General features: G+C 72.5%; 15 protein-coding genes and 1 riboswitch. Of the genes, 5 read left to right on the top strand and 10 right to left on the bottom strand.

Annotated elements, in window-relative coordinates; translation table 11 throughout:
• Positions 1–185 precede the first annotated feature (185 nt).
• Genes ASG88_RS08895 through ASG88_RS08880 form a run of 4 tightly spaced genes read right to left on the bottom strand, consistent with a single transcriptional unit; the run spans position 186 to position 3,033 of the window.
• The gene (locus ASG88_RS08895) at positions 186–650 is read right to left on the bottom strand and encodes an OsmC family protein (protein ID WP_056887056.1); all 465 of its coding nucleotides are present in this window, start codon (positions 648–650) and stop codon (positions 186–188) included.
• A 5-nt stretch (positions 651–655) separates the two neighbouring features.
• On the bottom strand, positions 656–1,516 hold the full coding sequence (locus tag ASG88_RS08890) for an ATP-grasp domain-containing protein (protein ID WP_056887055.1): 861 nt from the start codon (positions 1,514–1,516) through the stop codon (positions 656–658).
• Entirely contained in the window at positions 1,513–2,391 is an 879-nt protein-coding gene (locus ASG88_RS24030; protein ID WP_056887054.1) for a hypothetical protein, read from the bottom strand. Before ASG88_RS24030 ends, ASG88_RS08890 begins: the two co-directional genes overlap by 4 nt.
• Positions 2,392–2,424: 33 nt before the next feature.
• Positions 2,425–3,033 carry a LysE/ArgO family amino acid transporter gene (locus tag ASG88_RS08880; protein ID WP_056887053.1) on the bottom strand — a complete coding sequence of 203 codons (609 nt, stop codon included), beginning with the start codon at positions 3,031–3,033 and terminating at the stop codon, positions 2,425–2,427.
• A 100-nt stretch (positions 3,034–3,133) separates the two neighbouring features.
• On the opposite strand from ASG88_RS08880, the gene ASG88_RS08875 reads away from it, so the two are divergent.
• Both ASG88_RS08875 and ASG88_RS08870 read left to right on the top strand, forming a co-directional pair.
• Positions 3,134–4,498, top strand: a complete 1,365-nt coding sequence (locus ASG88_RS08875) for a rhodanese-like domain-containing protein (protein ID WP_157559644.1) — start codon at positions 3,134–3,136, stop codon at positions 4,496–4,498.
• An 82-nt stretch (positions 4,499–4,580) separates the two neighbouring features.
• Positions 4,581–5,111 carry a DUF5994 family protein gene (locus ASG88_RS08870; protein ID WP_056887051.1) on the top strand — a complete coding sequence of 177 codons (531 nt, stop codon included), beginning with the start codon at positions 4,581–4,583 and terminating at the stop codon, positions 5,109–5,111.
• Here ASG88_RS08870 and ASG88_RS08865 read toward each other — a convergent pair.
• Positions 5,081–5,980 (bottom strand): SGNH/GDSL hydrolase family protein, encoded by a 900-nt coding sequence (locus ASG88_RS08865; protein ID WP_056887050.1) that lies wholly within the window; start codon positions 5,978–5,980, stop codon positions 5,081–5,083. The genes ASG88_RS08870 and ASG88_RS08865 overlap by 31 nt on opposite strands.
• A 147-nt stretch (positions 5,981–6,127) precedes the next feature.
• Here ASG88_RS08865 and ASG88_RS08860 point away from each other — a divergent pair, with 147 nt between their 5' ends.
• Positions 6,128–7,336: a DUF2157 domain-containing protein gene (locus tag ASG88_RS08860; RefSeq protein ID WP_056887049.1), complete on the top strand. Its 1,209-nt coding sequence runs from the start codon at positions 6,128–6,130 to the stop codon at positions 7,334–7,336.
• The gene (locus ASG88_RS08855; protein ID WP_056887048.1) at positions 7,333–7,827 is read left to right on the top strand and encodes a GDYXXLXY domain-containing protein; all 495 of its coding nucleotides are present in this window, start codon (positions 7,333–7,335) and stop codon (positions 7,825–7,827) included. Before ASG88_RS08860 ends, ASG88_RS08855 begins: the two co-directional genes overlap by 4 nt.
• A gap of 9 nt (positions 7,828–7,836) precedes the next feature.
• Here ASG88_RS08855 and ASG88_RS08850 read toward each other — a convergent pair whose 3' ends face one another.
• From ASG88_RS08850 to ASG88_RS08830, 5 genes are all read right to left on the bottom strand, one after another.
• On the bottom strand, positions 7,837–8,112 hold the full coding sequence (locus ASG88_RS08850) for a MoaD/ThiS family protein (protein WP_056887047.1): 276 nt from the start codon (positions 8,110–8,112) through the stop codon (positions 7,837–7,839).
• A 52-nt stretch (positions 8,113–8,164) separates the two neighbouring features.
• The gene (gene thrC, locus ASG88_RS08845) at positions 8,165–9,445 is read right to left on the bottom strand and encodes a threonine synthase (RefSeq protein ID WP_056887046.1); all 1,281 of its coding nucleotides are present in this window, start codon (positions 9,443–9,445) and stop codon (positions 8,165–8,167) included.
• A gap of 12 nt (positions 9,446–9,457) precedes the next feature.
• Positions 9,458–9,591: riboswitch (SAM riboswitch) on the bottom strand.
• 72 nt (positions 9,592–9,663) lie between these two features.
• Complete coding sequence (otsB, locus tag ASG88_RS08840) at positions 9,664–10,509, bottom strand: trehalose-phosphatase (RefSeq protein WP_056887045.1); 846 nt, start codon at positions 10,507–10,509, stop codon at positions 9,664–9,666.
• A gap of 70 nt (positions 10,510–10,579) precedes the next feature.
• Positions 10,580–11,125: a LytR C-terminal domain-containing protein gene (locus tag ASG88_RS08835; RefSeq protein ID WP_056887044.1), complete on the bottom strand. Its 546-nt coding sequence runs from the start codon at positions 11,123–11,125 to the stop codon at positions 10,580–10,582.
• An 8-nt stretch (positions 11,126–11,133) separates the two neighbouring features.
• A complete protein-coding gene (locus tag ASG88_RS08830; RefSeq protein WP_056887043.1) occupies positions 11,134–11,442 on the bottom strand; it encodes a DUF3263 domain-containing protein in 309 nt (102 codons plus the stop codon).
• 154 nt (positions 11,443–11,596) lie between these two features.
• Between ASG88_RS08830 and ASG88_RS08825 the strand changes: the two genes are divergently transcribed.
• A complete protein-coding gene (locus ASG88_RS08825) occupies positions 11,597–13,036 on the top strand; it encodes an alpha,alpha-trehalose-phosphate synthase (UDP-forming) (protein WP_056887042.1) in 1,440 nt (479 codons plus the stop codon).
• The last annotated feature ends 18 nt before the right edge of the window (positions 13,037–13,054 follow it).

Genomic DNA, 13,054 nt, shown 5'->3' with positions numbered 1-13,054 from the left:
ATTTCCTTCGTGATGAGTCTGTGTGGGTGGCGTCGGTGGGCTGCCCGCGACGGACGACCCGCACGGACCGACGGACCATTCCCGTCGACGTGCGGACCTCAGCGATCACCGATGCCGAGTTGTCACTCACATGATGAGAGTGCCAGCCTCATGTTTAGCACTCGACCCCGGCGAGTGCAAACAGCTCAGGGCGCGACGTGGACGGTCGGCTCGTGCTCCACCGGGAAGTTCACCGACGACGCGATGAAGCACGCCTCGCCCGCCTCCCGATGGATGCGCAGGGCCACCTCGACCTGGGACTCGTCGGCCACGGTCACCACCGGGCGCAGGAGCACCCGGGTGAAGTGCCCGCCGATCCCCTCCTGCGCCATGGTGCCGACGGGCGAGTCGGCGTACGACGTCACGACGACGCCGTGGGTGACCGCCATGTGGAGGTAGGACAGCAGGTGGCACTGGGCCAGCGCCGCGACGAGCAGCTCCTCGGGGTTCCACCGGGAGGCGTCGCCGCGGAAGGTCGGGTCCGCCGAGCCCTCGAGCGCGGGCTTGCCGGCCGCCCGCAGCACCACGTCGCGCGCGTAGTCCCGGTAGCCGCTCGTGCCGCTGCCCCGGTTGCCCTTCCACTCGAGGTCGAGGGCGTAGGTGTGCTCCATGCGGCTCACCCCAGCCGGGCGACGACGAGGTCGGCGAAGGGGTCGGCGTTGGCGGGCAGCACGTCGAGGTAGAGACCGGGCTCGATCAGCTCGAGCTCGGAGACCACCCACTCGTCGTCGTGGAGCAGCAGGTCGACGCGGACGTAGTCGAGCGGACGCTCGAAGCGTTCGGCCAGCCAGGCGTCCGCGAGCGACGCGACCTCCGCGACCACCGGGTCGATCGGCACCGGCCGGGAGGCGCCGCCGAACTCCTCGTGCACCCGCACCTCGTCGCCGGCGGGCAGCTTGTCGACCTGGGAGACCACGCGGCCCCCGATGACGAAGACCGACACCTCCCCGTGGGTGCGCACCGACTCGACGAGCGGCTGGGCGATCCAGGGACCGCCGACCGGTGGGTACGTCGGGTGGCTGCGGAGGGTCTGGCCGAGGCGGGGGTCGTGCGGGTCCGAGACCACGATCAGCCCGGCGCCGCCGGCGCTGACGCGCGGCTTGACGACCGCCGTGCCGAACTCCTCGATGGCGGCGGCGAACTCCGTCGGCGAGGACGTGAGGCGGGTCGGGACCGCCGGGAGCGTCCCGAGGTCGGCGAGGTAGGCCTTGTCGTGGTTCCACGAGAAGACGTCGGCCCCGTTGAGGAGGCGGGACTGGTCGAGCGAGCGGGTCCAGCCGAGGAACTCCTCGGCGCGCGTGGCGTAGTCCCACGTGGACCGGACGACGACCAGGTCCGCGGCGTCCCAGTCGACGGCCTCGTCGTCCCACGCCGCCCACGCGTGGTCGACCCCGCGGGCGGCCAGGGCTGCGTCGAGCGCCTCGCTCCCGGGCTCGCCGTGGGGCAGGTCGGCGCACGTGGCCAGCAGGACGGTCACGGGGTCTCCTCGGGGGTCGCGGCGGCGCTGGCGGCCGGGTCGGGCGAGCTGCCGTGGAAGTGCCCGGAGCTGGTGTCGCGGTTGGTGCCCTCGCGGTTGTCACCCTTCTCGATGACGACGAGGTTGTGGTAGCAGTGCACCGCCCGGACGTGCGTGTCGGTGTAGGTCGGCTCGTAGCCCTCGACGAGCAGCTCCTCGTGGTTGAGGCCGTCGACGAGGTCCTTGACCATGTCCATCGACGTCCCCCGGGCCCGCGGGTCGAGCTGGCCGCCCCAGGCGGGCCAGTACGACGTCTGGGTGTCCTCGATGCAGTAGATCGCGCCGTCGGGGAGCAGCGGGAAGACGATCGAGAAGGTCTCGCGGACGTGGGCCGGCACGTGGCTGCCGTCGTCGATGACGACCGTCGGGACGCCCCGCTCCTCGAAGATCCGGCGGAAGACGTCGGGGTCCGTCTGGTCGCCGCGGTAGGTCACGATCGGGCCCTGGTCGATGAAGGACTTGTCCTCGATGTCGAGACCGACGATCGTCGCCCGCGGGAAGAACCAGCGCCACATCTTCAGCGACGCCCCGCTGCGCTTGCGCCGGGTGTAGCCGCCCACCCCGATCTCCAGCAGGGTGAACTCACGACGCCGCAGGTGCTGGAGGTGGCGCTCGTAGTGCGGGGTGTAGCGGTGCACGCCCCACTTGTCGGTGCCGAACTCCTCGGCCAGCTCGGTCAGGGTCATCGCCCGCAGCCGGCGCCGGCGTTCGCGACGTCGCTGCTGCGGCGTCGGCTCCGCCGTCTCGCTGGTGGGCGGCACGACGCCCTCGGGCGCCGCACCCGGGAGGCGGCGGCGCACGGCGGAGACGACCTGGTGCGGGGAGAGGGAGACCACGACGGAACCCTAACGACCGGGGGTCGGCCGCCCTCACCCCCCGAGGACGAGGGAGAGCGCGATGGCGGCCATCACGACGGCGATCACCCCGTCCAGGACCCGCCAGGCAGCGGGCCGGGCGAAGAGCGGCGCCAGGCGGCGCGCGCCGTACGCGAGCCCGAAGAACCAGACGAAGCTGGCCAGCACCGCCCCCGCCGCGAAGAACCAGCGCCCGTCGTCACCGTGCTGGTTGGCGATCGAGCCGAGCAGCAGGACGGTGTCGAGGTAGACGTGCGGGTTGAGGAAGGTCAGTGCGGCGGCCGTGGTCAGCACCGGGCGCAGCCCGACCCGCGCGCCACCGGTGGCCGCGTGCAGCTCGCCGGGGCGCACCGCGCGACGCAGGGCGAGGACGGCGTAGCCGAGCAGGAAGGCCGCCCCCGCCCAGCGGACCACGTCCAGGACCACCGGCACCCGCTCCACGATCGTGCCGATGCCGGTCACGCCGGCGAGGATCAGCGCGGCGTCGGCGGCCGAGCAGAGCAGCGCGACCGCACCCACGTGCTCGCGCCGGATCCCCTGCCGCAGCACGAAGGCGTTCTGGGCCCCGATGGCGACGATGAGGGAGAGACCGGTCAGGAAACCGGCGAGCACGGTGGTGGGCACCGTCAGAGGTTAGGCGGCGCCGGGCGGGCACTTCGGCGCCGCTGCGGCACGAGGTGGTCCGCGTCTGTTTTAATATGAGTAAGTTGGTTGACTTTAGACAGTGGGGAGCATCATGGAGGTCATCGTCGTCGAGGTCCCGGAGCTGGGGAACCACGCACACCTGGTCCACGACGGGGCACACGCCCTGGTCGTCGACCCCCCGCGGGACTGGCGCCCGCTCGAGCTCGCCGCCGAGGAGGCGGGCGTCCGCATCGCGGCGGTCGCCGACACCCACGTGCACAACGACTACGTCTCCGGCGCCCCGGGCCTGGCCCGCCGGCACGGGGCCGACTACTGGCTCTCCGCCGACGAGCAGGTGCACGTCGACCGCCTGGGCGTGCGCGGCGGCGACATCCTCGGTGTCGGCGACCTGGTCGTCCAGGTCCTGTCGACGCCCGGCCACACGTTGCACCACCAGTCGTTCCTGGTGACCGATCCCGAGTCCGGGGCCCGCACCGTGTTCTCGGGCGGCAGCCTGCTGCACGGCACGGTCGGCCGCACCGACCTGGTCGACCCGCTGCTGAGCCGGATGATGGGGCGGGCCCAGTGGGAGAGCGCCCGCCAGCTCGGCGCGCTCGACGACAGGGTGGGCCTCCACCCCACCCACGGCTTCGGCAGCCTCTGCGCCGCCACCGTCCCCGGGGGCGGCGTGCACGGCACCATCGGCGACGAGCGCGGGACCAACCCCGTGCTCCGGACCCCGCGGGACACCTACGTCGAGGCGCTCGTGGCCGGCTTCGGCCCGGTCCCCCGCTACTACCGCCACATGTCCGCCCTCAACCGGGCCGGCGCGGGGGCGACGCCGGTGCTGCCGCCGACCGAGGTCGACGAGGTCGCGGTGCACGCCGCGGTCCGCGCCGGCTCCTGGGTGATCGACCTGCGCTCGCGGCACGCCTTCGCCCGCGCCCACCTCACCGGCTCGGTCAACATCGAGGACTGCCCGCAGCTCGCGACGTACGCCGGGTGGCTGGTGCCGTGGGGCACCGACGTCGTCCTGGTCAGCGACTCCCCCGACGACCTCGCCGCCGGCGTGCACGACCTCGCCCAGATCGGGATGACGGTGCGGGCCACGCACCTCCTCGGCCCGGTCGACACCTGGCTCGACAGCACCGACTACCGCGTCGCCGACTGGGCGACGTACTCGCGCAGCCCGCGCGGCAGCGTCACCCTCGACGTGCGCCTCGACGCGGAGTACCACGCGTCGCACCTCCCCGACTCGATGCACGTCCCCCTGCACGACCTCGACGGCGCCATCGGCCGCCTCCCCGCGGGCCAGGTGTGGGTGCACTGCCGGAGCGGCTTCCGTGCTGCCATCGCGGCCAGCCTGCTCGCCCGCCGCGGCCGCGACGTGGTGCTCGTGACCGACGACTGGGACGCCATCGGGTCCATCGGCCTCCCGACCGTGGCCAGCCGCCCGGCGGCCTGATCGCCGAGGACGTAGTGTCGAGGGCAACGACCCGCCCACCGCCTCCGCCGGAGCGCGGCCACCGGTCGAGAAGGCGGTCGCCATGTCGACGCCCACCCCGTCCCCTCCTGCGTCCCCGGCGGCTGTCGACCGCGGTCCGCTCCGCCTCCGCGTCGTGACCCCGGCGGGAGCCGGCCACCTCGACGGGGGCTGGTGGCCGCGGGGCCGCGACCTCGCCACCGAGGTCGAAGACCTGGTCGACCACTTCCCGGCCCACCTCGGCCGCATCACCCGCGTGCTCTACTCCCCGCCCGACTGGGACGGCGCCGTCCCCCACGTGCGGGTGGCCGGCCGCCAGGTCGAGACCTGCTCGTTGCCGCACGACGACACGCACCACGTCGACGTGCTGACGACGGACCGCACGACCCTGCGGCTCCTCGTCGTGCCGCCGGACTTCAACGACGCCGACGGCGAGGAGGCCCTGCTCGCGGCCGCGACGCCCGGCAACTCCCACGCCGCCGAGGATCTCCTGCGCACGGTCACCGACGAGCCCGACGTCGACCCCCGCGACCGGTGGCGCGACGACGGCAGCGCCGGCTGGGGCTACGAGACGGCGGAGCCGCCGCCCGGCTGAGACCCCGGCCCGGACCTCGGCCCGGGTGACCGTGCCGGCGCGTGGTGCCCGAACGGGACCGTCTCGGCGTACCCGAGCGCGGCCAGCACCGAGGGCAGCATCGCCGACGCCGTCCGCTTGTAGCCGTGGGTGCTGGGGTGGAACCGGTCCAGGCTGAACATCTCGTCGGGGTTGGTGATGAAGAACGGCCCGACCACGTGCGCCAGCGACACCGCCCGGGCGCCGGTCGCCAGGGCAGCGTCGCGCTGGGCGGCCGCCAGCTGCCGTGAGGCCCGGGAGCCCAGGGAGCGCAGCGGCTGGGGCACCGGCCGCAGGGCGCCGAGGTCCGGGCAGGTGCCCACCACGACCGGGGTCCCCCGCTCGCCCAGCAGCTCGATCGCCTCGGTGAGGTGTCGCACCGAGTCCGCGGTGGGCACCCGGTGGGTCACGTCGTTGCCGCCGACCACGATCACGGCGACGTCGGCGCGGTAGCCCGGAGGGAGCCCGGCCAGCTGCCCCGCCAGCTCGGAGCTCTCCGACCCGACCCGCGCCGCGGTGTGCAGGCGTACGCCGCGCCCGGTGCGTTTGGCGACGCGCCTGGCCAGGCCACCGCCGAGCGTGTGCTTCGGGGCGTCGGCGCCGAGCCCGGCCGCGATCGAGTCCCCGAGGACGAGCAGCTCGACCGGGTCGCCGTACCGCTTCTTCCAGACCTTGTCCGCGTCGGGGGCGACCTCGCCGAGGGCGTGGTGGTTGATACGGGTGCGGGCGACGGCGGCCTGGCGGGTGAGCAGCTCGCGCGCGCCGTACGCCGCGGCGCCGGCGATCGCACCGAGGGTCGCCGCACCCAGTCCCAGCCGCGCCCAGCCCCGTGCGGTCCCGCTCGTCGTCATGGGCGCTTTCAACCAGACGCGACCGAACGCCGGGCCAACGGCGGTCGAGGGGCGGCCGTCGGGGACGCGACGGACTGGTCCGAACGGACGATCGGAACAGGACTTCGTACTCATGTGCGCACCTCCGCGAAGGGCCACAGTGGAGACATGACCACCTCCACCCCGCAGAGGGAACCGCACGACCACCGTCGCGCCGCGACCGCGGTCCAGCTCGGCTGGTTGCGTCGCGAGCTCGCCGACTGGCAGTCCGCCGGCATCGTCGACGCGACCCAGGCCGCCGCCATCTCCGATCGCTACCGCACCGTCTCGGAGACCCGGCGCTTCTCGCTCGGGCGCCTCCTCCTCGCCCTCGGGGCGCTGTTCGTCGGCGTGGGCCTCATCTGGCTGGTCGCCGCCAACCTCGACCAGCTGCCGCCCCTGCTCCGCTTCGCCGTCGTGGCCGCGTTCTGGCTGGCCTTCCTCGTCGGCGGGGAGCTCGCGGCACCGCGGCTGACGCCCGGGGTGCTCGGCGCGCTGCGGCTGCTGGCCGCGCTGGCCTTCGGCGCGACGATCTTCCAGGCCGCACAGTCGATGCAGGTGCCGGCCTACGAGCCGGTGCTCCTGGGGCTATGGTCGGCCGGCACCCTCCTGCACGGCTACCTGACCCGCGCGGTGATGCCCCTGCTGGTCGGCATCGCCACCGGCCTCGTCTGGTGGATCTGGCAGCCCCTGGCCGAGTCCGGGAGCGGCGCGGGTGCGGTGCTCGCCATCGGCACGGCGTCGGTGCTGGCCGTGTCGCTGGCCGTCGTCCACGACCGCGGGCTGGAGGACTTCGCGGCCATCTGGCGCACCGTCGGGTGCGCCCTGGCCATGGTCACCCTGTTCGCCGCGGCCATCCCCTACACGACCACCGACGGCTTCGAGTGGAACGTGTGGCTCGTCCTCGGCCTGGTCGCCGCGCTGGCCGCGGCCGCCGCGGCGCTGGCCGTCGCGCGGGGCACCGCCCGCCTCGAGCCGCTCGGGGCGCTCGGCGTCCTCGCCTTCTCCGTCCTGATGGTGCTCTGGGACACCGGGACCGACACCTCGTCGGTGGACGCCGCCGACTGGGCGCACGCCGCCGTGGGCGTCGCAGCGTACGTCGTCGTGGCGGTCGGCCTGGCGGCGCTCGGCACGCTGCGCGACACCCCGGCCCTCACCGCGATCGCGATGGTCGCACTGGTGGTCTTCACGACCTTCCAGAGCTTCGCCGTCTTCGCCGCGATCATCCAGGGCGCCTGGCTCTTCGTCGTCCTGGGCCTGGTGTTCCTCGGCACCGGGTTCCTCTTCGACCGGGCCCGCCGCGGGATCTCCGCCAACCTCGAAGGAGCCGACTCATGAACCGCCTGCTCACCGTCGGGGTCGTCGTCGCCGTCCAGGCCGCCCTGGTCGTCGTCGGCGTCGCCCCCCAGATCTCGGCCCGTGCCACCGGCGAGACGCACACCTTCCGAGTCGAAGCGGTCGACCCGATCGACCCCTTCCGCGGGGCCTACGTGACCCTCGGCTACCCCGACCTGCGGCACGACCTCTCCACCGACGGTGGGGGCGGGCAGGGCTCGATGGACGACGGGGAGAGCGGCGCGCTCTACATCGTCCTCACCGAGGAGGACGGCCACAGCGTGGCGACCGACTACCTCCGCGAGCGGCCCGACTCCGGCACCTACCTCGCCTGCGACGACACCATGTGGCAGATCCGCTGCGGCATCGAGAGCTGGTTCCTCCCGCAGGACGAGGCCGCGGAGATGGAGCGCGTCCTCCGGGACGGCGCGGTCGCCGAGGTGCGGATCGACTCCCGCGGCAACGCCGCGCTGATCGACGTACGGGCCGAGTAGACCCGCCGCTCAGCCCCCCGCGACCGCCGGGATGACCGAGACCTGGGTGCCGTCGGGCGTCGCGGTGTCGAGGTTGTCGAGGAAGCGCACGTCGTCGTTGCCGACGTAGACGTTGACGAAGCGGCGCAGGCTGCCCGCCTCGTCGAGGATGCGGCCCTTGATCCCGGCGTAGCGGGCGTCGAGGTCGTCGAGCACCTCGGCCAGCGTGGTGCCGGAGGCGCTCACCTCGGACTCGCCGCCGGTGTAGGTGCGCAGGATGGTGGGGATGCGGACGGAAACGCTCACGGGTGTCTCTCCTGGATCGGTGGTTGAGTGCGAGCGGAGCGAGCCTCGAAACTCAGACGATGCCGGCGGCCGTGAAGGCACCGTACGACGGGTCGATGGTCGCGCGCGGGCCGACGTGGTCGGAGACCGCATCGAGGGTCTTGAGGCCCATCCCGGTGTTGATGACGACGGTCTCGAGGGTCGGGTCGAGCTGGCCGCTCTCGACGAGCTTCTTGAGGACACCGACCGTGGTGCCGCCGGCCGTCTCGGTGAAGATCCCCTCGGTGCGGGCCAGGAGCAGGATGCCCTCGCGCACCTCGTCGTCGCTGATGTCCTCGACGGCGCCACCGGTCTGGCGGCAGATGTCGAGCACGTAGATGCCGTCGGCGGGGTTGCCGATGGCCAGGCTCTTGGCGATCGTGTCCGGCTTGACCGGGCGGATCGCGTCGACGCCGGCCTTGTAGGCGACCGAGACCGGCGAGCAGCCGGTGGCCTGGGCGCCGTACACCTTGTAGGGCCTGTCCTCGACGAGGCCGAGGGTGATGAGCTCCTGGAAGGCCTTGTGCACCTTGGTCAGCTGGGAGCCGGAGGCCACCGGGATGACGATCTGGTCAGGCAGCCGCCAGCCGAGCTGCTCGGCGATCTCGTAGCCCAGCGTCTTGGAGCCCTCGGCGTAGAAGGGACGGACGTTGACGTTGACGAACGCCCAGCCCTCCTCCTCGCCGGCGATCTCGGAGGCCAGCTTGTTGACGTCGTCGTAGTTGCCGTTCACCGCGACGAGGTTGTCGGTGTAGACGGCCGAGTTGACCTGCTTGGGCTTCTCCAGGTTGCTCGGGATGAAGACGACCGTCTTGATCCCGGCCCGGGCCCCGGCCGCGGCGACCGCGTTGGCCAGGTTGCCGGTCGACGGGCAGGCGAAGACCTTGGCGTCGAGCTCGATGGCCGCGCTCAGCGCGCAGGCGACGACGCGGTCCTTGAAGGAGTTGGTGGGGTTGGTCGAGTCGTCCTTGACCCACAGGTTGTCGATGCCGAGCTCGCGGCCGAGGTTGTGGGCCTTGAGCAGCCGGGTGTAGCCCGGCTCGGTGTTCTTGCTCTGCTCGATGTCGTCGGGCACCGGCAGCAGCGCCTTGTAGCGCCAGATGTTGTTGGGCCCGGCGGCGATCTCCTCGCGGGTGACGACCGGGAAGTCGTAGGAGACCTCCAGCGGGCCGAAGCACTCCGGACACGCGTAGAACGGGCCGAGCTCGACCTCGTGGCCGCACTCGCGACAGGCGAGCGCCCGGGCGTTGCCGAAGGCTCCCTCGCGCAGGGTGTGGCCGGTCTTCTGGCTGGTGTTCTCTGCAACGGCAGTCATGACTCGTCCTCCTTCTCATCTACCCCGGGCGACTTTCGCTCCGGGACGGAATTGGCACCGTTTCCACGACTGCCGCGTGCGGCAGGAGGTTCGTGGCGGTTGCCGGGACGTCGTCGGGCCGTTCCCTCAGTCCCTCGTGATGAGGTCTCTAGGTTAGGCAGGTCGTCTCAGCATGTGCACATCGAGTCCACATGCTGGAGAGACGTGCCGCACGCCACTCAGGAGGTGCGGGCGACGGCGTCGGCCGTCAGCTGGCGCAGCAGGTCGAGCACCCCGTCGGGACCGGGTACGACGACGTCGGCGAGCGGCACCAGGGCCGACTGCTCGTCGGACGCGGCGGCCACCAGCAGCGTCGGCAGTCCCTGCTCGCGGAGGGCGGCGACGGCCTCGAAGGCCTCGATGTCGCCGAGGTCGTCCCCGGCGAAGAGGAAGCCGCCGGCCGACTGCTCGCGCACGAGGGTCTCCACCGCGTGGCCCTTGTGCATGCCGTCCGAGCGGACCTCGATCACGTTGCGACCCGGCTCGACGACGAGGCCGTGCCGGGCGGCCAGCTCGCGCATCGGCGGCAGCAACCGCTCGAACGCCGCCGCCGGGTCGTCGAGGCGACGGGTGTGCACGGCGACCGCGAGCCCCTTCTCCTCGACGTGGGCGTCGCCGGCGTCGGCACGCCGCATCAGGCCGGGGAGCTCGCGCTCGAAGGTGGACAGGCCGTGCGGGGGCCGAGGGGAGATCACCCGGCGGCTGGTCGAGGACCAGCGCTCGTTGCCGTACTGCCCGAAGAGGAAGAGCTCCTTGCCGTGGTCGCCGATGGCGTCGCCGACCTCGTCGAGGCCGCCGAGGGCCAGGGCCTGGCGGGCCGGGCGTCCCGTGACGACCGCGACCGCGCGCACGACGTCGCTCAGCGCGACGAGGACCTCGGGCGCGTCCGGGTGGATGTGCGCCTCGCTCGGCTCGTCGACGATCGGCGAGAGGACGCCGTCGAAGTCGAGGCCGACGACGACCTGGTCGACGGCGCGGACGAGGGCGTCGTACCGCTCACGGGCCTCGGGGGAGGTGAACTCCATGCCCCTCAGCCAACCACGACCGGTTGAAGACCGGACAACCAGTCCGGTCCGTGGGGGCGGTCGGGACCGGTCAGGCGGCGTCGACGGTGAGGATGACCGTGAGGCGGTCCATCCGCATCGGCTCGACCGCGGGCGCGGTCCGCTGGATGCCCAGGTCGAGGGCGAGCAGCTTGGCCGCGGCCTGGAGACGGGCCGGGTAGTAGACCGTGGAGGCCGGGATGACGCCCTGCCAGTTGTCCTCGCCCACGACCTGCCAGCCGACCTGCGTGGCCTTGGCGGCGGTGCCGGCGGCGAGGCCCTTGATGCCGGAGTTGTTGTAGACCTCGACGTAGACCTCTCCGCGCTTGACCTGCGGCTTGGGCTTCTTGGTCGGGGCCGGCGTGGTCGGGACGACCTCGGGGGTCGGGGCCGGGGTCTCGGTGGCCGGGGCCGACGCCGTGGTGATGCGCCGCTCGGTGGGCTCCTCGTCGGAGGTGGCGACGAAGGCGAAGCCGGCCATCGCGACGGCGATGATGCTGAGCATCACCACGGGCGAGGGGAACGCGACGCCGCGCTCGTCACGGCGGCGGGAGGAGGCGGAGGACGTGCGGGACCGGAGCGGGGAAGAGGCGGTCATGGGTCTGCTCAGAGCTCGAAGCCGAGGCGGCGGGCCGAGCGCTGGCGCTGGCGGGAGGCGCGCAGCCGGCGCAGACGACGCACCAGCAGCGGGTCGGCCTCGAGGGCCTCGGGACGGTCGATGAGGGCGTTGAGCACCTGGTAGTAGCGCGTCGACGACATGTCGAACTTCTCGCGGACCGCCTGCTCCTTGGCGCCGGCGTACTTCCACCAGTGGCGCTCGAACTCGAGGATGTCGCTGTCACGCTGGGTCAGGCCCGGCGCTCCCGGCTCGTGACCCGGCTCGTGCGCGCCGGTGTGCTGGACGGCGTCGGCCATGTCGGTCTCCCCTTCGAAGGAACTGCTGTGGCACCACTCTAGGTGACGAACCACAGCGATGTCATTCGCCTTCGGCGAGTCGCAGGGGCTTGTGGCGTGTCGGTGCAGTAGCGACCCCCTCAGGGGTGCTGCGCGGCTCGCTAGGGTGAGGCCCGTGACCACTCCAGGCCGCGCCGACCTCGTGATCGTCGCCAACAGACTCCCCGTCGACCGGGTGACCAATCCCGACGGCACCAACGACTGGCGGCGCTCCCCCGGCGGCCTGGTCTCCGCCCTCGAGCCGGTGATGCGGGCCAACGACGGCGCCTGGATCGGCTGGCCGGGCGCCCCCGACGACGACCTCGAGCCCTTCGTCGAGGACGGGCTGCAGCTGGTGCCGGTGCACCTGAGCGCCCAGGAGGTCGAGGAGTTCTACGAGGGCTTCTCCAACGGCACCCTGTGGCCGCTCTACCACGACGTCGTGGCCAAGCCGGAGTTCCACCGCGAGTGGTGGGACTCCTACGTCACGGTCAACCGGCGCTTCGCCGAGAAGAGCGCCGAGGTCGCCGCCGAGGGCGCCACCGTCTGGGTCCAGGACTACCAGCTGCAGCTGGTGCCGCAGATGCTGCGCGACCTCCGTCCCGACCTGCGCATCGGCTTCTACCTGCACATCCCCTTTCCCCCGGCCGAGCTCTTCAGCCAGCTGCCGTGGCGCCGGCAGATCCTCGAGGGGCTGCTGGGCGCCGACCTGATCGGCTTCCAGCTCGCGGGCGGTGCGGGCAACTTCGTGCGGCTCGTCCGGCACCGCGTGGGCCACAAGACGCACCGCGACCTCGTCTACCTGCCCGACGGCCGGACCGTGAAGGCCGCGGCGTTCCCCATCTCCATCGACACCGCGGGCTTCGAGGAGCTCGCCCGCTCCGAGGCCGTCCAGGAGCGGGCCGACGAGATCCGTGAGGCCCTCGGCAGTCCCCGCAAGGTCTTCCTGGGCATCGACCGGCTCGACTACACCAAGGGCATCGTGGCCCGGCTGCGCGCCTTCGGCGAGCTGATCGCCGAGGGCGAGCTCGACGTGGAGGACGCCGTCTTCGTCCAGGTCGCCACCCCGTCGCGCGAGCGGGTCGAGCAGTACCGCATCCTCCGCGACGACATCGACCGGCTCGTGGGCCGCCTCAACGGTGACCTCGGGCAGATCGGCAAGCCGGCCATCTCCTACCTGCACTCCTCCTACCCCCGCGAGGAGATGGCGGCGCTCTACCGGGCCGCCGACATCATGGTCGTCACGCCCTTCCGCGACGGCATGAACCTCGTCGCCAAGGAGTACGTCGCCTGCCGCTACGAGTCCGACGGCGCGCTGGTGCTCTCGGAGTTCGCCGGTGCCGCGGACGAGCTCCGGCAGGCCTACCTGGTCAACCCCTACGACATCAACGGCATCAAGCAGGCCCTGCTCGACGCGTTCCACGCCGAGCCCAAGGAGACCACCCGCCGGATGCGGGCGATGCGCAAGACGGTCGTCGAGCACGACGTCGCGGCGTGGGCGGACAAGTTCCTCGACGAGCTGGCCACCGGGCGCCACGAGCACGACAAGAGCGTGCGGCCCGCCCGCCGCAGCTGAGCGGCGTACGACGGGCGC

Source organism: Nocardioides sp. Soil777 (assembly GCF_001428425.1).
Lineage (GTDB): Bacteria > Actinomycetota > Actinomycetes > Propionibacteriales > Nocardioidaceae > Nocardioides > Nocardioides terrigena.
The sequence above is the reverse complement of the archived record's forward strand: the minus strand, read 5'-3'. Positions and strand labels throughout refer to the sequence as shown.